This is a genomic window from Sediminibacterium sp. FW305-C-49 (assembly GCF_058231085.1).
Map to the genome: position 1 here is coordinate 558747 of NZ_JBIQXS010000001.1, position 26172 is coordinate 584918.

Consider the following 26172-nt stretch of genomic DNA (forward strand, 5'->3'; position numbering starts at 1 on the left):
AGGTGAGCCCTACAGCAAATCCGGTATCTGGCCTTAAAATGAAACTCTATATCAAGTACATGGTCAGCCTTCGTTGTAAAATGATGGTAAAAGAAGAGTTGAAAAAACTCGGGATTCACTATGCGATTCTTGACCTTGGAATGGTTGAATTATTGGAAGACATTTCAGATGAACAACGTGCAAAACTCAAAACCAATTTATTAAAATCGGGTCTTGAACTTTTAGAAGATCATAGAAGCATTCTGATAGAACGTGTTAAAAATGTGATTACAGAAATGATTCATTATTCTGATGAGCTTCCTGACACGAATTATTCAGATTATATCAGTACAAAAATGGGGCAGGATTATACCTACCTGTCAAATATTTTTTCAGAAGTAAAAGGTATTACCATACAGCAATTCATCATACTACATAAAATTGAACGTGTAAAAGAACTGCTTTTGTATGATGAACTGAATTTGACAGAGATTTCCTATAAATTACACTATAGTAGTGTTGCACATCTCTCCAATCAGTTCAAGAAAGTAACCGGACTCACCCCTTCGTTCTATAAAAAGCTCAAACAGAAAAGGAGTCAGAACCTGGAAAATCTGTAAAACTTATAAGTTTTCATTGTGATTATACAATGAAAATACTATTCTTCATTTGACCTTTATACCTGTTAGTATCCTCACTTTAATATTACATACCTAATGCAGAATTTTCATGATACAAGTGAAATTGAAAAATCAAAATCACATATTATAGTACAGATTATTGAGTATATACCCAATGCGGTATTGAGTAAAACGCTCCTAAAAAAAATAACGGGTAATATCACCATATCTTCTCTGGATGCAGGAGAGGAATTAGCAGAAAAAATAACTCCGTTTGATACTTACATTCAGATAATAGACGGATCGGCTGAATTGGCGATAGACAATAAAAAATATTACCTGAAACTGGGTGATGGTATTATAATTCCTGCTCATGCCAAACATAATTTCCATGCATCTCAACAATTTAAGATGTTGAGCACTATTATTAAAAGTGGTTATGAAGATTAAATCGCGCTGTTGGCAAACTGAAGAATATGCAACAATCAATAACAGTTATGTAAGAATCCCTACTACTTAAGATTGCATCTTTACAGTGAATCAAAAAAAAAAATAACATGACAACTGAAAATGCAAATCCGATAGTCACACCATTCAAGGTAAAAGGCAACTGGTCTATCCAGACAGGAAAATTAAAAGCCAAATTTCCAAGTCTTACAGATGATGACCTGAAATTTGAAACAGGCAAAGAAGCTGAATTATTGGATAAAGTAGGAAAGAGATTGAATAAGAATCTGGAGGAGACTACTGCACTTCTTGAGAAAGAAATGAATTAATAACCACTCGCAAATTTGCCATTTAACAAGGTTTTCTTATACAGTAGGGTTTTTGGCGAGCACAGACTTTAAAACGTCTGTGCTTTTTTTCTAATTCTTCATCACAAAAAAAATATCATGAGCAATCTTTTATACATTATTGCAGTTGTATTAATTATCATTTGGGCGATGGGTTATTTTGCCTATAACTCAGGCCAACTCATTCATATTTTATTATTCCTGGCTGTAATAGCTATTATCTTAAGGTTAATCAAAGGAAGAAATATATTCTGATCACTGCTTCACTTTTACTAGAGCTACAATGATGTAATGATTATCGCTTTATGTGTAAGATAGTTCATGATAATCAACAGACCTTTGGTAACTGAGAAAGGATGGCATTTATGACACAGCATACTTTATTCAAGACCTGACTGCCAGAAAAAATCTCACTTTATTATGAAAACACAACACCTGATTGCAACGCTATTTATTTGCATGATTTCTTTTGTATCTAACAGTTATGCTCAGTCATACAAAACCGCTTTAGGCCTCAGATTTGGTGGGCTTACCAGTGGTGTTACACTCAAACATTTCACCAATAGCAATACTGCTCTTGAAGGAATACTGAGTATTGGCCGAAAAAATTTCCTGATAACCGGGCTCTATGAAAAACATTCATCTGCCAACAAAAACAGCGACCTGAAATTTGTGTATGGGTTTGGCGCACACGTTGGTTTTTTCCAGGATGGGGGTAGTTATTATTACAATGACGGAAGAAAATATACATCGTCTACCGTTTTAGGTATAGATGGAATACTAGGATTGGATTATAAATTCAATAAAGCACCTGTTAATATCAGCATGGACTTAAAACCATTTATTGATTTCTTTGGCGGTAACTATGTTTATATGGATGGCGGTATCAGCTTGCGATATACGTTTTAATCCTTTATAGGCAAATTGATTGATATATTGTTACCTCTAATGCCCCACCTGTTTTGCAGGTGGGTTTTTTATTGTATGAAATATCCCTCACTGAAACTTTAATATGTGATTAATACAATTAAAAGTTAAAAGCGTGTAATACTAATGCGTTTAACAAAGTTCACCTTTACAAAACTGATACTTTCTAATAAAAGATTGAATCAATTTACTGTTATGAAAAAAATAATACTTCAAAGTTTTTTCCTTTTTGCTTCTATGTTTATTGTTGCTTCAGGGATATCTGCACAAGACACTACAAACCGCATAAGTACAGTTGTAGCACCTCCTTTGTTCTCTGGTAACAAAGGATTCAATACATGGTCATTTGGTTTACATGCAGGTGCTCTTATTCCTACTTCTGCTTTTGGTGGCAGAAATGATTTTTCAAACTGGAAATCTTCTCTAGGATATGGTGGATATATTAAAGCCCAAGTTTCACATGTTTTCGGCATCCAGGCCGATTTCCTCAGAGGATCTCTAAAAGCCAACAATGACAGACTCTGGGCAGGCGCCCCACCTGTTAGCCCATATAAATCTTTCGAAACAGATATACATTGGGCAAGCAGTCTAAGTCTCGTAGCTACACTGGGTAACATTAACTGGTCACAATTGCATACATCTATTCAACCCTATCTTTCATTGGGTGGAGGAGCGATAAATTTTAATCCAACACTGGTAACTGCAGCAGGAACAACTGTTAACTTTAAACCATCTGGCAGCGTTACTAAATTTTATGTTCCCATTGGAGTTGGGTTTAAAGCAAATCTCTCCCGCTCTGTAAACCTTGATATTGGTTACACAATTGGTTTAGTTGATGGCGACGAATTAGATGGTTATTATAAAGAGCCTTATATAGGAGATAAATTTTCTTATGGTCATATTGGTCTTGAATTTGCACTTGGTAAATCTAACAAGGCGCAATTAGCCAGACATAATCCTCCCGCACAATTGGCTGGTCATATGAAAGATGCTGATGATGCCATGGCTGCTTCCCTTGCAGCAAGCGAAGCACGCTATAACAGCAGACTTGCCGCATTAAATGGCTTACAGGATGAGTTAAACAGAATGAAGACAGATACAGATGGTGATGGTGTAAGCGATTATTTTGATAAATGTCCGGGTACTCCACGTAATGCAAAAGTAGACGGTGCAGGTTGTACACTACCTGTAGCATCGGTAAGAACTGATACTGTTTATAAAGTGGAGACAAATACTACTTATGTCATTACACCGGAAGACAGACAAATTGTAACCGACGCGATCCGTAACCTGGAATTTGATTTTGGGAAATCTACTATCAGATCACGTTCATTACCTTACCTGAATAAAGTAGCAGAACTGTTAACCAAGAAAGGAATCAGCCTGAAACTGGCTGGTCACACAGATAATGTGGGTTCGGATGCAGCAAACATGACACTTTCAAGAAACAGGGCTGAGTCTGTAAAAAAATACCTGGTATCTCAAGGCGCAAGCAGCTATAAAATTGAAGCCCTGGGCTTTGGTGAATCACAACCAGCTTCCAGCAATAAAACGGCTGATGGTCGCCAGAAGAACAGACGTGTAGAATTTACGATCTATTAATCTATCATACACTTTTAATAAAGAGGCCGGATCAAAATTTGATCCGGCCTCTTTATGTATCCATATGTATTGATCTGCATAAAAAAACGGCACCAGGAATGATGCCGTTCTCTTCAGGTTATCTTTTACTGATGAACAGTTCAAGATAGCTGATGCACATGAGAATGGTTATTGGGGGTAATATTATTGTTTTGCTTTTCTGATCACCAGGTCGCCGGCCCAACTTTTGATCATCATTTCGGCTCCACCACCATTGATCTTACCTAAAACCCAGGTGTCTTTGCTGATCTTATACACACCAGCATTATTTGTTTTTGTGGGTGCAGATGAAGTTTTTTCGACTGCTACTTCAAAATCACTGTAAATTTCACCCTGGTCTGTTTTCATCTTCAAATTGGCTTTTGCTGATGCTGGTAATGTAACGTTCACATCACCATTAAAAGTAGAGAATGCCATCGGCTTACCATCTGTAACTGTTGTAAATCCAACATTTATATCACCATTGGTAGTAGTTGCTATGGCAGAACCTGCAATTCCTGTTAGTTTAATATCGCCATTGATATTGCTTACTTCCAGTTCACCCTTTACATTGGTCACCAGAATATCACCTTCATTTACTGTTTTGAGGATCAGTGTGCCGTTTTGTGGCACTTTTATCTCGAGGTCCATTTTTTTAAAAAATGTTCCGGTGCCAACACTCACTTCATTATTTTTTTCAGTAGCCTTCAATTCAAATCCACCTGAACCACCGATGCGTTTGAGACCTTCCTTGTTTTTATCTTTTCCACGGTTCTCTTTCTCATCTTCTACCTCCACTGAGATGATGATATTATCCGCAGCATGACCTGTTACTTTAATAGACCCTGTCAGCAGGTCTACCCTGAGTTTATAAGGTTTACCGGGACTGCTTAAAGCTACCGTTACTTGTTCTTTGTCGGTTGACTGGGCCATCATGCCGGTTGTCATGAATAGACATGCCATCAATACTATATACTTAATCTGTTTCATATACTTGTTTTATGATTTTTTGATATAAACGTTTCCGTTCAGGGTTTCGAAATGAAATTGTTTTCCCCCAGTTCCGATTTTCACTCCTGCATTTTTTACAATCTTATACACCGTTCCATTCTCTTTGGGTTCGCTCATTTTTATCACCGCATTGCTGATGGGTTCCGCATTGTCGAAATCAGTGTAATAATTGCCATTCATGCTTTTGAAATACAATTCTGCATCCAGGTTGGTTTTATAATACACAGTGATATCGCCATTAATGGTATGATAAGTAGAAGCTGCGGGCGGATTTGCACTATACTTCACATTCAGCTTTCCATTTACCGTCGTTGCTTTGGTAATACCTTTTGCATTTCCGATATCAATTGAACCATTTACATTGCTTACAAAAAGGTTACCGTGTACATAGTCAACATTAATATCACCATCATTGACTGTTGATACCCGCAAACGCATATTGTGTGGCACTTTTACTACCAGATCGAGATAGTATTTGTATCGTACACTTCTACGATCTTCACTTCTGTTCCAGTTTTGTCTGGGTCTCGAATCGTATGGCGCAGATATATATACCAGGATACTGTCCTGCATCTGCTCCATTTGAAATTTGAACTCTTCTTTACCTTTCTCCAGTTCGTCCTGCGATTTGGCCGTTACTTTTTTATCGATTTCGAGTATCACTTTGTCACCATCGTAACCTTCTACTTTAATGGATCCAAAAACATTATACACGGCAAGCACCGCTTCCGAATTTTTGGCATTTACCGTAAACTGTTTCGATACATGTTCTTTGAATTCCTGTGCAGTCAGGTCAGTGCTGGCACAAAGGGATAGTGTTCCTGCTATCAGCAGGTTGCGTATCTGTTTCATATAATCAGGGGTTTTATGAAATGAATTAACTCAGTTGATGTATGGTTTGTTTGATCTTGTCTTTGATAGCTTCGTTGGTTTCCGGTTTCTTCAGCAATTGCTGAAAAGAACGTACCGATTTTTTCTCCTGCATTTTCAGCATCAGATCGGCCAGTACCGATTGTACCAATGGCGAATCCTGGTGTGCAATGGATTGTATCAATCCCTCCCTTACTTTCGGATCGGATGTCATTTTTGCCAGGGTTTCGAGTGCGGTGAGACGTACATTCACATTCTCATCGTTATTCAGCGTGGTGAGCAAAGCATCTTTTACGCGTGCATCTACGGTATCTATCTCTTCCACATAACTCACGGCTCTTAATCTTTCTGATGCTGAGGGATGTTCGAGTAAACTCAATGCCAGCATTTCACGCATTTCTTTTACTTGTGATGATAATTGTTGCACTTCCGAAGCACCGGTATCTTTTGTTTTGAAAAAAACCGTGGTAGCGAGTACCCCAACCACTAACATCGCCAGGCCATACCCGAATTTCGGGGTAGTAATATTGGTAACAAAAGCATTGAATCGATCTCTCCACAGCGACCATCCGTTGCTATGCGATAATTGTTGCTGTTTATAGTTTTCCAGCTCCGTCATAAAGCGTTGTTTCATACCCGCCGGCACTTCCGGCTCAGACAGGGTAGCAGTAATGTTACAGAACCCCATGATTTCATTCAGTTCTGTTTTACATGCTTCGCAGGAAGCCACGTGAAGACTGATTGTCGTTTTTTCTGCATCACTGAGTTCATTCAGTGCCAGTGACCATAATTGCTCTTTGTCGAATCCACAGTTCATGATAAAATGGTTTTATGGCTGAGTTCCAGGTAATTTTCTCTTAATTGTTTCACTGCACGGTGTATACGTACTTTAATGGCTCCTTCAGACAGGTTAAGCAGTGTTGCGATCTCCTGGTATTTCATCTCTTTATATCGGGATAAAATAATAAGCTCCCTGTCTGTTTCATTCAGTTGTTCCAATGCCTTCTTCAATATCTTCTCTTCTTCCTTTCTGTTTATTTTGTCATCTGCTGTAGTGCTGTCCTGCAATTGATGTTCTACCTGCTCTGTATCTACAAAAACCGATGATCTTTTATTTTTCCGGTAATGATCTTTTAATGCATTCCTGGCTATCGTATACATCCATGTTTCAAATTTGTGCGACCCGGTAAAAGTGGCCCTTGATCGGATCATGTTCATAAAAACCGTCTGAACCAGGTCCTCACTTTCATCTTTTAACCCTGTATTGTGGTAAAAAAATCCATACAGGGAACGATGGTGTCTGTCGAAAAGCAGTCCCATCTGATCCAGGTTGCCTTCTTTTACCCTGAACATGAGTTGATTATCAATGGATTCGGTAGCCAATCGCGGGTTAGTTTTACACGGTTTGAGATATAAACTGTGAGAGCTCAGGAAAGTTACAGGATAATCTAAACTTTTTCTGAATAGCCATCATAAAAAAGACAGATTAGGTTCCGCCATATCTTTTTCTTCTTCACTTGTCATAGTCAATCATATTCTTTCATTTGCAGGTAATCAATGACAAAGTATTTTTTGATGGAGAAGGGTGATATTGTTTGAGGGTGCACTTATGATATCAGTTTATTCAATCAAAAAGCATGTTATCCAATACTGCCTGATAGGGTATAATAATCAGTCATCCATCAGCAATAACTTTCAGTTTGATCCGGACAACAGAGAATCATTGCAAGTACCCATTATTCATCACATGATGAATAACAGTTGTGATCATTTTATTACTCATCGATCTGACGTTTCAAAAATAAATTTTGAAGAAAATTTTTTTTCTTCAAAAAAGAATACAACTTTGCACACGAAATAAGAAAACAATGCTACGCAAACAATTACATATCGAATCACTTAAAAGCTTTGATGCTCGTGGGTATCATATGTTTTGCGGGGTCTTATAATTTACTTATTATAACTAATTATAAAAAGCCCCGCTGATTGCGGGGCTTTTTTGTTGACTGAACATGAAGACAAGAAAAAACATATGCTCATTTGATAAAATCAGTTGTATGACTGGTAATGGCTATACTATGCCTGTACAACGTCAACTGAAAAAACAAACCCGACCGTATTGTCGTAAACGACTTCGCTGAATATATTTCAGCAGGGAGGTATGACCCGGTCTGGTAACAGGCCGGGTTTTTTATTTTATAACTCAATATTCAATTAATTGAATGCTGACAAAACTAATTGTATGGGAACATTTATCATACTTACGCTGGGCATGTACCTAATAGTGTGGCTGCTCAGTAAAGTACCGACCTTATACCGCAGGCTGATCAGGCTGATCAACAAACATGACAACAGACAAACACAGTTGTTCGACAGCTATTTCGTTGAGCCAAAAGCACTCTACCTGAAAGAGTTTAATAAGATTCCGGCTATTGCTTTTATCGGCAATATAGATGCCGGAGCCGTGTTGGCTATGATCAATGAAAAGCAATTTGGTGAACCCATAGCTACCTACCAGCGGAATTATTATAACTGGCGGAAGAAAAGATTGAATTCACCAAAACGCTTGTGGTGTTGGAAAAGCGGATGATGATCATGCTGAGTGAAGATTGTGCCGAAATACTGTTTTGCAATACCGATTATAAAAAAGCTAATAGCATGATCCTTGCATTCAGTAAGCACAAAGCTGCAGAGAAAGAAGCTGATTTTGAAATCAATATCATTACACAATCTAATTATGGACTGGATTTGAAATCGCTGGCTATAAAACCTACTGAACTGGATATTAATCTGTATTACAACGACGACTTTAAAGCAGTAGACGCGGTAATTAAAGAAAAGCTGAGTAAGGAAGATGAAAAAGGAATTGTGTTATTACACGGCTTACCGGGTACAGGTAAAACAACTTACCTGCGACACCTGATTGGTGGTCTGAAGAAAAAAGTACTCTTCGTATCACCTGGCATAGCTGGTAATTTAATGAATCCCGAATTCATGGACCTGTTACTCGATAACCCGAACGCTGTTTTGATAATAGAAGATGCTGAAAACATCATCATGGACAGAAGATACAGCAGCCAGAGCAGTGTAAGTAACCTGCTCAATATCAGCGATGGTTTATTGAGCGACTGTTTGAATGTACAGATCATCTGCACTTTTAACAGTACCGTGAATATGGTTGATGAAGCACTGATGAGAAAAGGCAGGCTGATTGCGCGATATGAGTTTGGCAAACTGGAAACAGCCAAAGCGCAAAACCTGAGTGATTATTTAGGACTTGATCAACTGATCAGTAAGCCTATGACACTGGCAGAAATTACCAATCCCGATGAAAACTTTCACGAGGTTGTACACACCAGTGTTATCGGTTTCAGACGCGACGCTGCATTGGTTAACTAATTTTTGCGTATGTAAAACAGAAAGGATTAACTATCCATAAAAGCTTGCCCAACGGCAAGAAGGATACTATACTTTGTTATCAAACCAGAAGCGTGTATAACAAAGCACCTTAGTGCAGCGGTGGTAACTGGCTGTATGCTATTGTTGCAAAGTGTAATGTCCTCCATTAATCTGTGTGTTGGAGGTTCGAGTCCCCCTTCCGGTACCGCCGGAATAGCTCAACTGGTAGAGCAACAGGCACTATGCGGGTTCGAATCCCGCTTCCGACCTGGTCGGAATAGCTTATCGGTAAAGCACTACACTGTTACTGTAGAAGAAGCGCATCACTTCTCTAAAAAGATGCAGACAAATAGTTGTAGTACAGGGGAAGGAATAAATGGCATTCGTATACACCAATACCAGACATTCCACATTTCCCTACACCAGCAGTCTGATACAATGAAGTAGCAGCAAAAGGGTTCAGGATGATTGTTCTAGTGGACATAAAAACAACCCCCAGCAGCCAATTTCATCCTGTCAGACTCCGTGAAAAGAAATGCCGCTGTGCTACGGCTATTATTATTGAGGACTAAAAATTGAAACAAATGAAAAATGTACAAATCAACGCCTATCAGATTGGTATTGTACTGAAAAGAGGCGTTTACCAGGGTTATCTTACAGAAGGTAATTACTGGTTATGGGGCAAAACCGTATTGATCTACGATCTGTACCAGCCATTCGTAGCACCTTTGGAATTGAATATATTATTGCAGGATAATGCATTGGCAGAAAAACTACAACTGGTAGAAGTACGCGATAATGAAATAGCCTTACAGTTCGAAAACGGTTATTTCAAAGAAGTGTTAACAGTGGGCAGGTATACTTTCTGGAAAGGAGCTAATGAATACCGGTTCGTTATAGCTGATATCAGCAAAATTGATATTGACCCGGCTATAGATAAAACCCTGTTATCACATAAGCTACTGGCACCCTATGTGCGGTCATATACCGTAGAAAACTATGAAAAAGCATTGCTTTTCACAGATGGAAAATACATGGGTGTACTGGAAAGCGGTATTTACCAGTGGTGGAAAAACGCTGTACCGATCTTTATTGGTAAGGCCGATATGCGTCAGCAACAAATTGATCTCAACGGTCAGGAAATACTAACCAGAGACAAAGCTGCTTTACGTATCAACGCTTATGCCCAGTTTAAAATAGCAGACATTGAAAAAGCATTACTTGACAACAAGGAATACGACAAACAATTGTATGCACTTTTTCAACTGGCACTACGGGAGTCTATCGGTACTGTAAACTTTGACGATCTGTTGGAGAAAAAGGAAACTATTTCTGCTGCAGTATTAAACGGTTTGCAATTAAAAGCAGGTACATTGGGTGTGCAGGTCGTTGAACTGGGTATCAGGGATATTATTTTACCGGGAGATGTAAAAGATATCATGAACCAGGTATTGGTTGCCGAAAAGAAAGCACAGGCCAATATCATTATGCGGAGAGAAGAAACCGCAAGCACCAGGAGCTTGCTTAACACAGCTAAACTGATGGAAGAAAACAGCATGCTTTGGAAACTGAAGGAAATGGAGTATGTAGAGAAAATTGCTGATAAAATCAGCACCATCACTGTAAACAACAGCGGTGTGCTATCTGATCAGCTAAAACAGCTTTTCATTCCAGATAAATAAAATGTAACGGAAGTTGTAATTCAACTTACAGCTTCCGGCATTTTTTCCAAAGTCAATCAATAACAAAAGGAATGGTGCTTGTAAAGCACTATCCAAAACAACAAATGAAATGAGCAGGTTAAAAATAACAGCAAAAGAATTAAGGGCTATCGGATATCCGGAGAGTCCGGTCATTCCGGTAGCTATGTCTGTGATCGACAAATTTTACAGGTTCAGCAACAGAGAAGAAGTGTTTGAACTTTTAAAAAATGTACTGACACAACCCGCAGACTATAAAAACGATGCCGTACTTGGTAGCATTGCCTTAAAACTACTTCCCAAAGAAGCAGCAAATGCAAGCAGCATAGCATTGAAAGAATCGGGTGTGCCCGTAAGTATTTTCGGACCGGAACATATAGAAGCCGGTGCATTACACCAGATACATATGGCTGCTAAACTACCCGTATCTGTTAAAGCAGCACTGATGCCCGATGCCCACCATGGCTATGGCCTGCCTATTGGCGGCGTGCTGGCAACTAAAAACGCTGTAATACCTTATGGTGTAGGTGTGGATATTGGTTGCAGAATGTGTTTATCGGTTTTTGACATGGACCCCGCTCTGCTGAAAGGCAGGACTTCCTTTTTTGCAAGGGAAATCCAGGAAGCTACTTTATTTGGTAGTGGTGCACAATTTAAAAATGCAGAAGAACATGAAGTAATGGACAGAGATGAATTTCATTCAACCCCCTTGCTCAGGTCCCTGCATGGTAAAGCATGGAAACAGTTGGGTTCTTCTGGTAGTGGCAACCACTTTGTAGAATTTGGTGAAGTGGAAATTGCAGAGAAAGATGAAGTACTGGGTATTGAACCCGGAAAATACATCGGTCTCTTATCGCACTCCGGATCAAGAGGGCTGGGTGCCAATATTGCCAACCACTATACCAAAATAGCGATTGAAAAGAGAAAGCTGCCGGGCGAAGCAAAGAACCTGGCCTGGCTCGACTTACATGAAGCTGAGGGACAGGAATACTGGCTGGCCATGAACCTGGCTGGTGACTATGCAAGTGCATGCCACCACATTATTCATAGGAAAATCGCTAAACAACTGGGCAGATCTCCTATAAAGATGGTAGAGAACCACCACAATTTTGCGTGGAAAGAAATGTACGATGGCGAAGAACTGATTGTACACAGAAAAGGTGCAACACCTGCAGGTAAAGATGTGCTGGGTATTATCCCGGGTAGTATGTCGGCAAACGGGTTTATTGTAAAAGGAATGGGCCATACCGGTGCCATTCATTCTGCTGCACACGGTGCTGGTAGAAAAATGAGCAGGTCAGCAGCCATCAGCTCCATTACACATAAAGCCATGAGAGAAACATTGGATAAAGCAGGTGTAACATTATTAGGCGGCGGACTCGATGAAGCACCATTTGCTTATAAAGACATCCATACAGTAATGGCAGCTCAAACTGAGTTGGTAGATATTGTGGGCAGTTTTGCACCCAGGATTGTAAAAATGTGCAGCGATGGTCCAAAACAGTTGAGAAAAAGAAATGTAGCGGATGGTGAATAACAAAGAGCGGCAAACTGGTTTTGCCGCTTTTGTTTTATCCTGCTTTATCTGCTGATCGGTATTTGTATAAACCCATCGTTATGCCATTGAATGCGAAGGGGTATCTTTGCATCTTTAATGGTTTCAAGGTTTACGTCTTTTCCTGTTCCATAGTTGATCTGTTCCGACTGACTCTTGTTTACATTCACAATCAATACCAGCCTGCTACCTTTTGCAATTTGGCGACTGGTAAAATAACTGTTGCTGAATGGAAGCGAAGTTTTTTTGCCAGGTGTTAATAGGCTACGCTTCATATTACTCGCTGTATAGCTGGCCCTACCCATGAAATAACTGAGGAAGAAGAAACGTCCATCAGCTAATTGTTCAAACAATACAGCACTGAAATCCATATCGCGTTTGTTGATGGTAACTTTCATATTACCGGTAAAACAGCCGGTAAATGTCGTTACTTCTTCAAAAGGTTCGCTTGTATACATAATACCACCGCCATTATTCAGACTGTCCCAGATGGTTCTGAATGCATAGTAATAGCTGTTCATAGAAGTTCTGTCAGCAAAATCTACTTCCATCTTAGCAAAACCCGGCTTCACTGGTTTTTTCAGGTTTAGCAAACCGTCTGCTGTTTGATCAAGATAAAAGGTAAGTGTATCGTTACTCACTTTCTCCAGTGAAGTGGCATGTTTCCATTCGTTGGAACCCATAGGCTGGTAATTGATTTTATCTTTTAGAAAAGCGGGTTTTGCTTTTCCCTTCAGTATATAATCGAACCACTCGTAAATAATGTTGTGGATGGAAATATTAGCTACTGCATCAATTGTATAACCATTGTAAACAGCATCAGGATAACCCTGTGAACCAAAATGCCCGTAAGGCCCAATGATTACATAATGTTCTGCACCCGGCAGGTATTTGTTGTGCTCACGCGTATAATACAAAGCACCTACCTGCCCGCCATCGTAATAACCTGTAGTCGTTAACACAGGTATTTTGATGTTGGCAAATTCGTTTTTATACGGAATCATGTTCTGCCAGTATGTATCGTAGGTCGGATGTTGGAGCCAGTTGTGAAATATTTTATTACGTGGCCTGTTAACCAGACTGTCCAATGCCCGATAGGCCAGTCCTTCCTGAAACCATTTGTATTCCAGTTCTTTCCATTTCGGGTTATTATAATCTGCCGTGTCGAGAAAGCGGTTGTTCGAAACATAATATGTCCAGGAAAAAGGAAAGCTCATCACCACATTATTCATCATCGGTACATCCAGACCCGGTGCAACAGTGGCAGAGGGTACAATGGTTTTAAGTGCCGGGTGCATTCGTTTTGTGGCTGCCCATTGGGTAAAGCCATTATAGCTGCCACCATACATGCCTATTTTTCCATTACACCAGTTTTGTTGGCTGATCCAGTCTATTACTTCATACACATCTTTTGCGTCGTGTTCGTACGGCATTATTTCGCCAGCACCATAACGTTTGCCACGTGAATAAGCCATCACACCTACATACCCTTTATCTGCCGCTTCAATGGCTTTTTTAATATCGGTATGGCGGGCATAAATGGTGAACTGAAGAATAACCGGCAGGGGTTGTTGCCGGTCTTTTTTCTGTACCACCAGCGCAGAAATGGCGGCTCCCTCTTTTGTGTGAATGAGTACGCTGTCGTACACATGGTAATACTGTCCTTTTATTAAAGTATCTCTTCCGGGGGTACTGTTTGCTTTTACGCAAAGCATGGCCCAGAGGCAGCAGACTGCCATGACAAGTAATTTGATCATATGGTTGTTGATTTTAGAGAAGCATTAAACTACAGGCTTCCATGTTTATTTTTAAATAGCGCAGACTGTCTGTTAGAAACAGTAACTGTTGTATCAGTCTTTAGTGTAAAAGTTAGTTGCCCGTTGTGTAAAGCCTGCATTTGACTGATGAATCGGGTATTGATGATTTCCTGTCTGTTCACCCTGAAAAAAACGGCTGCGTCCAGTGTTTTCTCCAGCTGGTTCAAAGATTTTTTGATCAATACTTTTTTATCATTGAAATAAATTCTTGCATAATTACCTGCCGATTCAATTAGTGAAATCTCATCCGGTTTAATGAAATAATAACGATCACCTTCTTTTACAAAAAAAATTTGTGCCACTTCTTTTGTGTCTTGTTCTCCTTGTCTTTTTATTACTTGTTCCTTCACCCTGTTGATGGCCATGGCAAAGCGTTCATCGCGAATGGGTTTTACCAGATAATCGAGTGCATTGATTTCAAAAGCTTTTACGGCATAGTCATCATAAGCGGTGGTGAAAATAACCGCTGGTGTCCATTCCAGCGATTCCAGTAATTCAAAGCCCGATCGGCCAGGCATTTTGATGTCTAATAAAAGCAGTTCGGGTCGAAGTGCTTCAATCAGTTTTGCTGCTTCGTCGGCATCGGCCGCTTCGCCTACCAGTTCGCAGTCAGTATGATTGAGCAAATGTCTTTTCAGTTCTTCCCTGGCGAGTCGCTCATCGTCTATAATCAATACTTTTATACTGCTCATGCCATAGGAATTTTCAGGGTTGCCAATACAGTATCTTCCTTTTGCTGTTCTATACAGAAAGCCGCTTTACCATCGTATTGCAACTGTAAGCGTTCCTGCAGATTTTGTATACCCAGACCACCGCCAGCTGTCGGTTGCAGCCTGCCAGGATTCCGCACTTCTATCAGCAAGTTTCCCCCTTGCTGTTCTACGTTGATTGATAGTTCGCCACCTTCTTTGTTACAGGAGATGCCATGTTTAATGGCATTCTCTACCAGTACCTGTATACTGAATGGCAATAGCGGCTGCATTGCTATATGTGCGTCTACTGTTATTGTTGTTTGTAGTCTTTTTTCTAATCGTATTTTCTCCAGTTCGAGGTAATCCTTTACCATTTCCATTTCTTCTGCTAAGGATAGTAAACCGGTATCCTTTCTGTATAGGGATGTTCTGAGCAGGTCTGATAAGAGATCAATGGCCCTTCTGGTTGCCTGCGGGTTCTCATGCACCAGCGCTTTTATACTGTTGAGTGCATTAAAAAAGAAATGCGGATTCAGTTGCGCCGTCAGGTTGTTGAATGCAGCGTCTTTGGCTATCATACCCAAACGGCTAGTTTCTTTTACCGCATTTATTTCGCGGAGGGCAAAATGATACCCATAATAGGCCAGCAGCCAGATGCTCATGATACGCATACCTGTTGCAAATACAGCCAGCCATTGCGCCGATAACTGCTCCGTATACCGAAGCGCAAAACCCGGTTCGAACCAGTACCGCAGCAGGTAGTTTTTAGATATCGTGAGCAACATAAATGCGGCACCCAACATTATCACCACCGGCAGGAGTCTCCATACCAGTTGCCGGATGGCCAGTGTATGCCAGCCCAGTTGAATTGAACAATTTCTATACAGATGCGATAAGCCGATATATATACAGAGGTCGGCCACAAAATGCAGGATGGCCAGCGACCAGGAAAAACCCGCTCCCAGAAAACCCACGAGCCCCCAATACAATGCCGCTGCTGACCAACCGATCAACTGGCATTTCCAGTACAGCGATATTTGTTGCAATAATTTCATGGTGTTTGTTGAGCAAACAAATTAAACTATTATCAACTTAGGAAATATTTGTACAGGAACGTGAAGATGGGGGGGATGGGGGATTTCTATGGTTTTATTATACCGACACTTCGAAAAAGGAACATATAGCATTAATAAGTTTGGTTACTGATTACCTACAGAGTGGGTATAAACAGAGATACGAGAGGCCTAAGAGAACCATAAGAGAATGATAGCGAAACCATAAGAAAACCATAGTGAAGTGATAGTGAAAACATCGTGTTTTGTACTGGAAAAGCTTGACAGTAGAGAAGGTGTCTTATACTGCTTTACTAATCAAAGACAGATAAATCCCATTCATCAAACCACTTCAGAATGGGTTTACCTTCTTCAAACTGAATGGGTAGCCATACATATCGCCCATCAATGGCATTCTCAGGTGTCCAACGATCGCCCATATAAATAAATGCATTCTTTTTACCCAAAACAGGTAAGACAAAGGTACTCTGCGACCAGAAAGTAGTTTTTACCTGCTCCTCATTTCCCCTGCTGGGGTCGCCCAATTCTTTCCATGGGCCGAACAACTGATCTGCTACCGATAAACGTGCCGGATTTGGTTTCCACCCTGTAGTGCCGGAACTGATCATATAATACTTTCCATCTTTCTTAAAAATAGCAGGCGCTTCGTTGGCCTTGCCTTCTAATACACGCGTGTACCTTCCGGTAAAATCCTGATAGTCATCCGTTAACTCTGCAAAATGAAGTGTCTGGTTATTTTCAGATGAATGAATATGATAGGCTTTACCATCGTCATCCACATATAAAGTCATGTCGCGGGCCATTTGTCCTTTTGCAAAATCTCTGCGAACAAAATATCCGTCTCTCACCATTTTTTTCCCTTCGGGTGATTGCATTTTTATGCCTTCCATTGTTTCAGCCGGATCTATTTTTTTTAACTCATCCGGAAAATTCATGGGCCAGTGTCCTGCGTTGGGATTGACACTTTTTATATACCTGTATGGCCCTGTAACTTTATCACTGATGGCTAATCCTGTTAATGCCGCTTTATATCCCTGCCCTTTCAACTCGTGGTGAAACCACATCACAAAGGTTTTGGTCTTTTTATTGTAAATAACTTTTGGTCTTTCAACTATGCTTCCTTTTACCAATAAACTGGTAGTGTCGTCATGCATTTTTAATGCAATGCCTTCGTCTTTCCAGTTGATTAAGTTTTTCGATGAGTATACATGTACACCTACATTAGACAGGTTACCAGCTTCTCCTTCTGTTTTGTGCTCTCCAAACCAATAATAGGTATTATTATACGTTAAGATACCGCCGCCATGAGCATTAATATGCACTGATTTATTATCTACCCAAATTGTTCCGGGTGTAATTACTGTTGCCCGCTGTTTTTGCCCGAATATGAGCACAGTATTCAATAGCAGGACACTACTGATCAAAACCTTATTCATAAAAGAATATTTTAGTGAAAATAAAGTCTGATCGCTCTTTTGGAAGAAAGGTTTAGGTCAATTTGAGGTGAACTTTGATTCATTTAACCCATGTTTACCAATTATGGCTATTTCCCGATACAAAACTTACTAAATATAAAATCTAACTGGTCCTCATTGGTAATTTCACCGGTAATGAGTCCGAGGTAGTGGAGGCATTGACGTATATCGAGGGCGAGGAGATCGCCGGGTACCTGCTCATTCATGCCATTGCGCACATCAGCTAAAGCCTGTGCCAGTTTTACCAATGCTTCGTAATGCCGTGCATTGGTAACAATAGTGGCTTCGGTATTTACATCGCCACTGATGGCTTTCTGGGTGAGTGCCTGCTTTAGTATATCGATACCGGTATTGGCTTTGGCAGAAATAGCTATGGACCATGGGCCATGAACCATGCTCTGAACAGTGTCAGTACTGGCAGTATCTACTTTATTGGCCACCAGCAGGTATTGTATGTTTTTCGCCTTGAGTGTTTCTTCAAATGCCTTCAACTCTTCTACAGTAGTTTCATTTACATCGAAGAGGTATAATACAATATCAGAGGCATTCATTTTTTCCAGGCTCTTCTCCACACCAATCTGCTCAATGATATCGGCAGTATGTTCGCGAATACCTGCCGTATCCACCAACCTGAATAATATGCCATTGATATTAATGACTTCTTCTATGGTGTCTCTGGTAGTACCTGCTATATCGCTTACAATGGCGCGGTTTTCGTTGAGCAGTGCATTGAGTAAGGTAGATTTTCCTGCATTGGGTTTTCCAATAATGGCTACCTGTACACCATTGCGTATGACATTACCTAATGAAAATGATTTGATGAGTTGTTGTATGGATCCATCCAGTTCATCGATCAATTGTTTTAAAGCAGTACGATCAGCGAATTCCACATCCTCCTGAGAGAAATCGAGTTCCAGTTCTATCATTGCCGAAAAACGTATCAACTGTTCTCTTAATTGTTTCAGGTCTGCTGAAAACCCTCCACGCATATTGTGGAGCGCCGTTTTGCGACTGGCTTCAGTATTACTCGCTATTAAATCTGCCACCGATTCGGCCTGTGCCAGATCGAGCTTACCATTCAGGAATGCACGTTGGGTAAACTCACCAGGTTTGGCCATCCTGGCGCCGAGTTTACTGATGGCTTTTATTACCTGCTCCTGTATAAACGGAGATCCATGACAACTGATTTCTATTACATCTTCACCCGTGTAAGAACGTGGTGCTTTAAATAATGATAACACTACTTCATCCAATACCTGCTGTCCTTCTTTTAAAAAACCTACCTGTACTGTATGTGAAGGTTGTACATGTAAATCTTTGGAAGGAAATAACTGGTTGAGGATATTAAAAGTTTCCTTTCCACTCACCCTTATCACACCGATGGCACCAATACCCTGCGGTGTAGCCAGTGCAACGATTGTATCATCCCAACCTGATAAGTGAATGGACATCTGTAGCTGTTGTTTGTGGCAAAGATAGTGAATCGTGAATGGTCAATGGTCAATGGTGAATGGTGAGTACATTTTTCAATTCAAGATTGGCCATTCACGATTCACCATATCACTGCTCCGACACCTTAAACGTAATCGACTGCTTATGTCTGTACTTAACAGGTCGGCCGTTTTGGTTGGCGGGTTTCCAGTTGGGGCCTTTGCGAATGACACGTATGGCTTCATCTTTTGTACCATAACCCGGATCACTTTCTGCTTTTACATCGCTCACTTTGCCATCAACGTCTACAATAAAAGTTACTACTACGGTGTACACACCTACCGGCGCTCCGTTTTCTGTTGGCAGTTCACTGTTCAGGTTTCTTTCCAAAAATCTTTGCCATTCTTTTATACCACCGGGAAATTCGGCAGAAATCTGTACCGGAATAAAATCCTTTTCAAGTTCGTCCGTATTTGATCTGATGGCTTTTGTTATACCAGTACTTGATTCAGCTGGTGGAGCCACTACATCATCAAAATCCTTCCCTTCTGCTTTCTCCAATCCGATTTTCACATTGGCATAATCTTCTACATTGAGCATAACATCTTTTTCATCTACCTGGTCTTCCTGTACAATTTTAGGTGGAGTGAAAACTTCTTGTGCAATTGGTGGTTGTTCTGGTTTTGGTTCAGGCGGTTTTACTTCTTCAACAGGAGGTTCATCTACTTTACTTAGTTCGATTTCGGGACCTACATAAGCAATTGTTTTTGTTTTACCCTTTGCGTTGGCAAGAATAGAACCTACTGTAAATAATAAACAAAGAATAAACATACCAGACAGTGCATACTTCATGCGTTTGTTATACATAACGCGTAATTCATAAGCACCATAGTCTTTGTTTCTGTCGGCGAATAATATCTCTAAGATATCATTGCGCTGTTTGAATTTCTTTTCCATAGCAATGTATTTTTAATGAGACACGCGTGGAAAGAAATTCCATAAGATCGTGAATGGTCAATCGTCAATGGTGAATATGTAAGATAGTTTTGAAAAAAATCGAAAATGAAACACTGACTATCACTTATAACAGTCATGTTTATCCGTAAACATCTATTCACCATTGACGATTCATCATTCACCATGCCTATTCACTAAAAAAGCCATCCTGCATGAAGCGGGATGGCTTTTTTAAATTTATCGGTCGAAGAAATTATTCTTCTGATACCATGAATGTGATACTTTGTTTGTGACGATAGATTACCTGACGTCCGTTCTGAACGGCTGGTTTCCAGTTAGGGCCACGTTTAATTACACGTACCGCTTCATCTTTTGTACCATAACCCGGATCGTTCTCAGCTTTTACTTCACTGATACCACCGTTTTTATCAACGATGAATGATACGATTACCGTGTATTTGCCGGGAGGTGCACCATTTTCAACAGGCAGGTCTCTGTTCAGGTTACGTTCAAGGTATTTGGTCCAGGCAGGCAAACCACCGGGGAATTCCGCAGGGATTTGTACCACTGTAAATACTTTATCGTAATCTTCTTCCTGTTTAGGGGCTTCTACCACACCGGTACCTTTTACTTCCACGGGGGGAGCTACGATACCTTCATCTTTGATACCTTCCTGGTTGATGGTACCGATCTTGGTATCTTCCAGTTTCTCCACTTCCTTGATTTCCTCTTCTGGTTTCACTTCTTCATCCTTCACAATTTTGGGAGGGGTGAATTTAGTGATCTCCACTTTAGGAGGCTCCTGTTTGGGTGGTGGAGGCGGAGGAGGTGGTTCAGGCTTCTTCTCATCCTGTTTAACATCCTGAAGCTCCATATCCTGTACCAGGATCTGGGTCTTTTCTTTGTCAGATGAGTTGGCAATCAATGAACCTCCCAGGAAAAGCAGACACACTGCCACAGTTCCTACGATAGCGTATGTAATACGCTTATTATAGGTTCTGCGGAGTTGGTACGCGCCGTACTCTTTGTTTCTACCCTCAAAAATGATATCGAGGATATCCGCGGTTAAAATTTTATTTACGTCCATTGTTAGGTCTTTATAATGTATGATTCATTTTGTGGTATTTTCCATACCGAAAACCAATTAATTTGATGCTGAAGCGCCACCGGCAGCTTCAGACAATTTTACCAATTGTTCTTCAACAGGGGCAATATCCACGAGTGCATATTTCTTCAGCACATTGATGGTCATTTCATCCAGAATATCCACCACATTTCTATAAGTACTTTCAGAGGAAGGCTTCAGGATCACTACCAGGTCTTTTTCGTTGGTACGCGCTTTTTTCTCGAGCAGTACGGTACGAATTTCCTTGAAATTAGATGATTTGAAGTTAGAACCATCTGGTGCCAGCTGACCTTCATAGTAGAAGACATTATTGTCTTTTCCTAACAGAAGGGTAATAACACCCGATTCTTTTGCCTTATTCTGATCCTCCGGTTTATCGGCATCTTTTGGTAAAAAGAGCTTCATAGCCGTAGGTTGACTCATCGTTGTGGTGAAGATAAAGAATGTGATGAGCAGGAAGCCCAGGTCCACCATGGGCGTCAGGTCTACACGGGTAGATAATTTCTTCCCTTTCTTGACCCCGGGGCCCTTTTTGTGGCCCCCGCTACTCGAGGTATCCATTTCTGCCATAACGGTAGAATTTAGTTTTCGTGAGTATTTTGTTTACTACTACTGATTAACAGTATTTATTCGTCTCTCTTCTCGCCGGCCATGGTTTTTTTCCAGAGCTCGGTGCCGGTTGGAACACTTTCAGGATTGGTGATCATCTGGAATTTCAGTTGATCTGTTTTCTTGAAAGCATCGATCACGGCTTTAAAAGCCGGATATTTGGCAGCATTATCACCTTTAACCAGCAGGTTCATTTTACTACCCTGGTATGCATCAGTAATTGCTCTCATCCAGGTAACCATTTGGTTATCGGTTGAGTCGAGTACAGGAATACCGGGTAATTTATCGCCCTTACGCTGCTCTTCAGGTAATGCCAGAAAAGAGGCCATCTGTCCGAAGGGTGCACCATAGAAACCTGCTTTTTTGAATGCAGCAACATCCATAGTGAGGTTCAGTTGCGAATTCAACGCATTACACACCGCTTCTTTCTTTTGTTCTTCATCCATCGTAATAAATACCTTGCCATCCTTGTCGATCGTAATCATTACAATGTCTTTATCCGGAGCCACTTTTGCCGCCACTGAATTAGGGGTGGTTACAGCAATGGCTTCTGCCGGTTTAAACTTTGTAGTCAAGATAAAGAACGACAACAGGAGAAAGGCCACATCACACATGGCTGTCATGTCGATGTTGGTACTTTTACGAGGTAATTTGGCTCTTCCCATTGTTATTTATTTATAGCATTCACTAATTAAGATTCAAAACTTGTCATTTTCCATACAAACAATCAACGATTATTTGTAGTTAGCAGCAAAGCTTTGAGTTAAAGTGAATCCAGACTCGTCGATACCATAAGTAATACCATCGATACGAGTGGTAAACATATTATACATTACGATCGCAATCGCAGAGGTACCGATACCCAGTGCAGTATTGTACAGGGCCTCAGAGATACCTTGAGACAGTTCACGTGCAGCTTCTCCACCACCTTCATCACCGAGTTTAGAGAATGAACGGATCATACCCAATACGGTACCGAACAGACCCAACAGGGTTGCTACCGAAGCGATGGTTGAAAGGAATACCAGGTTCTTTTCGAGCATTGGCAGTTCCAGTGCAGTTGCTTCTTCAATTTCTTTCTGAATATTCAATACTTTTTGCTCCGTAGCCAATTCAGTATTGGTGATCATTTCTTTATACTTACGCAGACCTGCTTTCATTACATTACCTACAGATCCTTTTTGCTTGTCGCACTCAGCCAAAGCTTTATCAACATCTTTGTTAGCGAGGTGGAACTGTACTTTACGGATGAACTCTGCAATATTACCGGCTCCTGTTGCTTTAGAAATAGTCAGGAATCTTTCAATACTGAAAGTAACAGCGATAAAGAATGCACCGATAAGAATAGGTACTACGATACCACCTTCATACATTTTGGTGAAAGTACCTTTAGGACCCTGGTGTGCCGGCCAGAACCAATGACTTGCATCAAGATCTGGGTTGGTGAAATTGCTTGCACTACCTAAAACTACGCGCCAGATAAAATAACCACCCAGGATACAGAAGATGGGGGCAAGTGTTGCAACTAAATTACTGCTCTTCTTAGGTTGAACAGAAGTGGAGCTTTTTGCAGCTGTTGCAGTTGGTTTTGTCTCAGCCATGATTCGATTGATTTTTGTTTTTTAAAATAACAGTTGATTTAAAAAATTATCCTCGCAATGCTAATGAAAAATGTAATTCACAGGTCAAACATTATTTCAAAAGTCCGAAAGGGGTTACAAAATAGGTATTTTCCTGAAAGTGGCAAATTTGATTCGGCAAAAAGCCGCAAAGCTTTGCGCTTTCAGGAGTGGGCAAGATAAGGGGTTTCTTAAAACCACCTGTATCTTTTCACCGACCCAAATTAAAGATTTTACCTTTCATCCAACACTCCGAGAAAAAAAATTGTTGATTAATTTACGATCCTATCTTTAACGATTATTCAAAACCATTTAACTGAAACAATGAGAAATTATTTTATTGCAGCAGCATTGCTGGCCTCTACTGTGTCGGTTGCTCAAACCAGGGATACCACTGCCCGTCCGGCAGGCGCACCCCAGATCGGCAATCTACCGGCAGGCTTTGGCGGCGGAGCTCCTCGTACAGGCCCAAGAGCTTACAGAGATGTGATTACCAATAAAGCAGTATCACAAAAAGGTATGATTACAGTACACAAAGTAGATGATAAATACTACTTTGAGATTGCTAATAATATCTTAGGACGTGAAATACTTGCAGTTACACGTTACATTAAAGTACCTGCTATTTCTGGTGCCGGTCGTGGTGCCTATGGTGGTGAGGTTGCCAACCAACAAACCCTTGCTTTTGAAAAAGGGCCTAACAGCAATGTCTTCCTGCGTACCATTACCCTGGTAAATGCAGCAGATCCTAAAGAAGATATCTACAAAGCAGTTACCAATTCTAACCTGAATGCCATTGCAGCTTCTTTCCCGATCGCTGCATTTGGTAAAGACAGTACCTCTGTGGTACTGGATGTTACCGATTATTTTAAGGGTGACAATCAGGTAGTGAGCATCAATGCCAATATCAAACGTTCATTTGGTCTTGGTCCGATTGCTGCCGACAGGTCTTATATACAACGTATCAGCTCCTACCCTATTAACACAGAGATCAGAACCGTTAAAACCTTCTCAGCAGGTGGTGGCGGTGCCGCCATTGTTCTTGGTGGTGGTGGTGGTTCCAATATTCCTACTGCCAATGCTGCTGGTGCAGTTACCATTGAACTGAACACCTCTATGTTATTGTTGCCCGAAAAGCCAATGACACCGAGGATTGCAGACAAACGCGTTGGTTTCTTTACCGATGATTACGTTTTATTTGGTGACGATCAGCAAAAAGTAGAAAACAAAGAATTTGCTGTTCGCTGGAGACTCGAACCCAAAGATGAAGATGCAGAGAAATGGAAAAGAGGTGAACTGGTTGAACCCAAGAAACCAATTATCTATTATATCGACCCTGCTACGCCCAAACAGTGGAGAAAACACCTGATCCTCGGTATCAACGACTGGCAGAAAGCTTTTGAGAAAGCTGGTTTCAAAAATGCCATCATGGGTAAAGAATGGCCAGAAAACGATACCACCATGAGCCTCGAAGATGCACGTTTTTCTGTGGTACGTTATTTTGCTTCTCCTACTGAGAACGCATACGGTCCGAATGTACATGATCCCAGAAGTGGGGAGATCCTCGAAAGCCATATCGGCTGGTACCATAATGTGATGAAACTGGTACACGATTGGTATATGATTCAAACCGCAGCTACAGACCCACGTGCCCGCAAAATGAAGTTTGATGATGACCTGATGGGCGATCTGATCCGTTTTGTGTCTTCACATGAAGTAGGTCATACCCTCGGTCTGCGCCACAACATGGGAAGCAGCAGCAAAACACCGGTAGATAAATTACGTGATAAAGCATGGGTTGAAGCCAATGGACATACTGCTTCTATCATGGACTATGCACGTTTTAACTATGTAGCACAGCCTGAAGATAATATCAGCAAAGAAGGTTTATATCCACGTATCGGAGAATATGATGCATGGGCTATGCGTTGGGGTTATGGCTATATTCCAGGTGCAACAGAAGAAGAAGTGAAAAAGAACAGTAACAAACTGGTAACTGAAACCTTGAAAGCCAATCCACGTACCTGGTTCGGTACTTATGAATCAGGTAACCAGACTGATCCCAGAAGCCAGAGTGAAGACCTGAGCGACAATGCGGTTAAAGCCAGTGATTATGGTGTAAAAAACTTACAGCGCATTCTTGCCAACCTGATTGAGTGGACAAAAGAAGAAGGCGATCAGAATGAAAATATCGCTACCATGTACGGACAGCTTTTAGGTCAGTACCGTCGTTATTTCGGGCATGTATCACGTAATATCGGAGGCGTATATGAAACCTTTAAAGTAGCAGAACAGGATGAGCCTGTATATGAGCCTACTCCTAAAGCCATGCAGCGCGATGCACTGGGTTATATGAACCGTCAGGTTTTCCAGACACCAAAATGGCTGATCGATAAAAAGATCTGGGACAGAATCAACCCACCAGGCACCAGCGATCCTTTAGCTGCTGCCCAGGAGTCTGCATTAGGAAGTTTATTGACAGTTGACAGATTAAACCGTATGCAATATGCAACAGAGCGTTTCGGTGCCGATAAAGCATACAGTGCACTCGAAATGATCAACGATCTGCAGAATGACCTGTTCAGTGAACTGAAATCAAACAAAGCCATTGATAATTATCGCAGAATGTTGCAGAAGAGTTATGTTGAGAAACTGAACAATATACTCAACCCACCTTCAAGCAGTGGTGCTACCACTATTATCATTGGTGGCGGATTTACCAATCCATATGCATCTGGCGCCAACAGCCGTAGTGATGTATACAGTATTGCCCGCGCGCAACTGACCCAGTTACGTGCCCAGGTAAATGCTGCATCAGCTACCAATGCCGACAGAATGAGCAAGATCCATTTACAGGACCTTGCCGAAAAAATAAAAAGAGCATTAGATCCTAAATAA

At 40.9% G+C, this 26172-nt stretch carries 25 protein-coding genes and 1 tRNA gene; 12 read left to right on the plus strand and 14 right to left on the minus strand.

The features are described 5' to 3' along the window. Positions 1-38: 38 nt before the first annotated feature. The 6 genes from ACH3Z1_RS02300 to ACH3Z1_RS02325 all read left to right on the plus strand — a co-directional run bounded on the left by ACH3Z1_RS02300 (position 39) and on the right by ACH3Z1_RS02325 (position 3922). Positions 39-599 carry a helix-turn-helix domain-containing protein gene (locus ACH3Z1_RS02300; RefSeq protein ID WP_490820222.1) on the plus strand — a complete coding sequence of 187 codons (561 nt, stop codon included), beginning with the start codon at positions 39-41 and terminating at the stop codon, positions 597-599. A 96-nt stretch (positions 600-695) separates the two neighbouring features. Then, entirely contained in the window at positions 696-1049 is a 354-nt protein-coding gene (locus ACH3Z1_RS02305; protein ID WP_490820223.1) for a cupin domain-containing protein, read from the plus strand. Positions 1050-1156: 107 nt separating this feature from the next. After that, complete coding sequence (locus ACH3Z1_RS02310) at positions 1157-1375, plus strand: CsbD family protein (protein ID WP_490820224.1); 219 nt, start codon at positions 1157-1159, stop codon at positions 1373-1375. A gap of 117 nt (positions 1376-1492) precedes the next feature. After that, on the plus strand, positions 1493-1648 hold the full coding sequence (locus tag ACH3Z1_RS02315; protein ID WP_490820225.1) for a lmo0937 family membrane protein: 156 nt from the start codon (positions 1493-1495) through the stop codon (positions 1646-1648). A gap of 165 nt (positions 1649-1813) precedes the next feature. Beyond that, the gene (locus ACH3Z1_RS02320) at positions 1814-2302 is read left to right on the plus strand and encodes a hypothetical protein (RefSeq protein ID WP_490820226.1); all 489 of its coding nucleotides are present in this window, start codon (positions 1814-1816) and stop codon (positions 2300-2302) included. Between the two features lie 213 nt (positions 2303-2515). After that, on the plus strand, positions 2516-3922 hold the full coding sequence (locus tag ACH3Z1_RS02325; protein WP_490820227.1) for an OmpA family protein: 1407 nt from the start codon (positions 2516-2518) through the stop codon (positions 3920-3922). Between the two features lie 183 nt (positions 3923-4105). On the opposite strand, the gene ACH3Z1_RS02330 is transcribed toward ACH3Z1_RS02325, so the two are convergent. From ACH3Z1_RS02330 to ACH3Z1_RS02345, 4 genes are read right to left on the minus strand one after another with little or no spacing between them, the layout of a single operon-like run. Further along, the gene (locus ACH3Z1_RS02330; protein WP_490820228.1) at positions 4106-4930 is read right to left on the minus strand and encodes a DUF4097 family beta strand repeat-containing protein; all 825 of its coding nucleotides are present in this window, start codon (positions 4928-4930) and stop codon (positions 4106-4108) included. A 9-nt stretch (positions 4931-4939) separates the two neighbouring features. Next, a complete protein-coding gene (locus tag ACH3Z1_RS02335) occupies positions 4940-5803 on the minus strand; it encodes a DUF4097 family beta strand repeat-containing protein (protein WP_490820229.1) in 864 nt (287 codons plus the stop codon). Positions 5804-5828: 25 nt separating this feature from the next. Continuing rightward, on the minus strand, positions 5829-6638 hold the full coding sequence (locus tag ACH3Z1_RS02340) for a HEAT repeat domain-containing protein (protein WP_490820230.1): 810 nt from the start codon (positions 6636-6638) through the stop codon (positions 5829-5831). Beyond that, the gene (locus ACH3Z1_RS02345; RefSeq protein WP_490820231.1) at positions 6635-7204 is read right to left on the minus strand and encodes an RNA polymerase sigma factor; all 570 of its coding nucleotides are present in this window, start codon (positions 7202-7204) and stop codon (positions 6635-6637) included. The genes ACH3Z1_RS02340 and ACH3Z1_RS02345 overlap by 4 nt, the downstream gene beginning before the upstream one ends. An 859-nt stretch (positions 7205-8063) precedes the next feature. Here ACH3Z1_RS02345 and ACH3Z1_RS02350 point away from each other — a divergent pair. From ACH3Z1_RS02350 to ACH3Z1_RS02370, 5 genes are all read left to right on the plus strand, one after another. Beyond that, positions 8064-8411 (plus strand): hypothetical protein, encoded by a 348-nt coding sequence (locus ACH3Z1_RS02350; RefSeq protein WP_490820232.1) that lies wholly within the window; start codon positions 8064-8066, stop codon positions 8409-8411. 68 nt (positions 8412-8479) lie between these two features. Further along, positions 8480-9220, plus strand: coding sequence for an AAA family ATPase (locus tag ACH3Z1_RS02355; protein WP_490820233.1), 741 nt, complete (start codon positions 8480-8482; stop codon positions 9218-9220). A 207-nt stretch (positions 9221-9427) separates the two neighbouring features. After that, positions 9428-9489, plus strand: a tRNA-OTHER gene (locus ACH3Z1_RS02360). A gap of 315 nt (positions 9490-9804) precedes the next feature. After that, positions 9805-10902, plus strand: a complete 1098-nt coding sequence (locus ACH3Z1_RS02365) for a slipin family protein (protein WP_490820234.1) — start codon at positions 9805-9807, stop codon at positions 10900-10902. A gap of 109 nt (positions 10903-11011) precedes the next feature. Further along, positions 11012-12457, plus strand: a complete 1446-nt coding sequence (locus tag ACH3Z1_RS02370; RefSeq protein WP_490820235.1) for an RtcB family protein — start codon at positions 11012-11014, stop codon at positions 12455-12457. A gap of 44 nt (positions 12458-12501) precedes the next feature. Here ACH3Z1_RS02370 and ACH3Z1_RS02375 read toward each other — a convergent pair whose 3' ends face one another. The 10 genes from ACH3Z1_RS02375 to ACH3Z1_RS02420 all read right to left on the minus strand — a co-directional run bounded on the left by ACH3Z1_RS02375 (position 12502) and on the right by ACH3Z1_RS02420 (position 23256). Next, positions 12502-14214, minus strand: coding sequence for a CocE/NonD family hydrolase (locus ACH3Z1_RS02375; RefSeq protein ID WP_490820236.1), 1713 nt, complete (start codon positions 14212-14214; stop codon positions 12502-12504). Between the two features lie 47 nt (positions 14215-14261). Beyond that, positions 14262-14984: a LytR/AlgR family response regulator transcription factor gene (locus ACH3Z1_RS02380; RefSeq protein WP_490820237.1), complete on the minus strand. Its 723-nt coding sequence runs from the start codon at positions 14982-14984 to the stop codon at positions 14262-14264. After that, positions 14981-16039 carry a sensor histidine kinase gene (locus ACH3Z1_RS02385; RefSeq protein WP_490820238.1) on the minus strand — a complete coding sequence of 353 codons (1059 nt, stop codon included), beginning with the start codon at positions 16037-16039 and terminating at the stop codon, positions 14981-14983. Before ACH3Z1_RS02385 ends, ACH3Z1_RS02380 begins: the two co-directional genes overlap by 4 nt. A 311-nt stretch (positions 16040-16350) precedes the next feature. Beyond that, complete coding sequence (locus ACH3Z1_RS02390) at positions 16351-17493, minus strand: glycoside hydrolase family 43 protein (RefSeq protein WP_490820239.1); 1143 nt, start codon at positions 17491-17493, stop codon at positions 16351-16353. A gap of 107 nt (positions 17494-17600) precedes the next feature. Beyond that, positions 17601-18983, minus strand: coding sequence for a tRNA uridine-5-carboxymethylaminomethyl(34) synthesis GTPase MnmE (gene mnmE, locus ACH3Z1_RS02395; RefSeq protein WP_490820240.1), 1383 nt, complete (start codon positions 18981-18983; stop codon positions 17601-17603). 109 nt (positions 18984-19092) lie between these two features. After that, positions 19093-19920: an energy transducer TonB gene (locus tag ACH3Z1_RS02400; protein ID WP_490820241.1), complete on the minus strand. Its 828-nt coding sequence runs from the start codon at positions 19918-19920 to the stop codon at positions 19093-19095. A 253-nt stretch (positions 19921-20173) separates the two neighbouring features. After that, on the minus strand, positions 20174-21007 hold the full coding sequence (locus ACH3Z1_RS02405) for an energy transducer TonB (RefSeq protein WP_490820242.1): 834 nt from the start codon (positions 21005-21007) through the stop codon (positions 20174-20176). Between the two features lie 57 nt (positions 21008-21064). Beyond that, complete coding sequence (locus ACH3Z1_RS02410; protein ID WP_490820243.1) at positions 21065-21616, minus strand: ExbD/TolR family protein; 552 nt, start codon at positions 21614-21616, stop codon at positions 21065-21067. A 56-nt stretch (positions 21617-21672) separates the two neighbouring features. Further along, complete coding sequence (locus tag ACH3Z1_RS02415; RefSeq protein WP_490820244.1) at positions 21673-22320, minus strand: ExbD/TolR family protein; 648 nt, start codon at positions 22318-22320, stop codon at positions 21673-21675. Positions 22321-22389: 69 nt separating this feature from the next. After that, positions 22390-23256, minus strand: a complete 867-nt coding sequence (locus tag ACH3Z1_RS02420) for a MotA/TolQ/ExbB proton channel family protein (RefSeq protein ID WP_490820245.1) — start codon at positions 23254-23256, stop codon at positions 22390-22392. Between the two features lie 342 nt (positions 23257-23598). Between ACH3Z1_RS02420 and ACH3Z1_RS02425 the strand changes: the two genes are divergently transcribed. Further along, positions 23599-26172 (plus strand): zinc-dependent metalloprotease, encoded by a 2574-nt coding sequence (locus ACH3Z1_RS02425; protein ID WP_490820246.1) that lies wholly within the window; start codon positions 23599-23601, stop codon positions 26170-26172.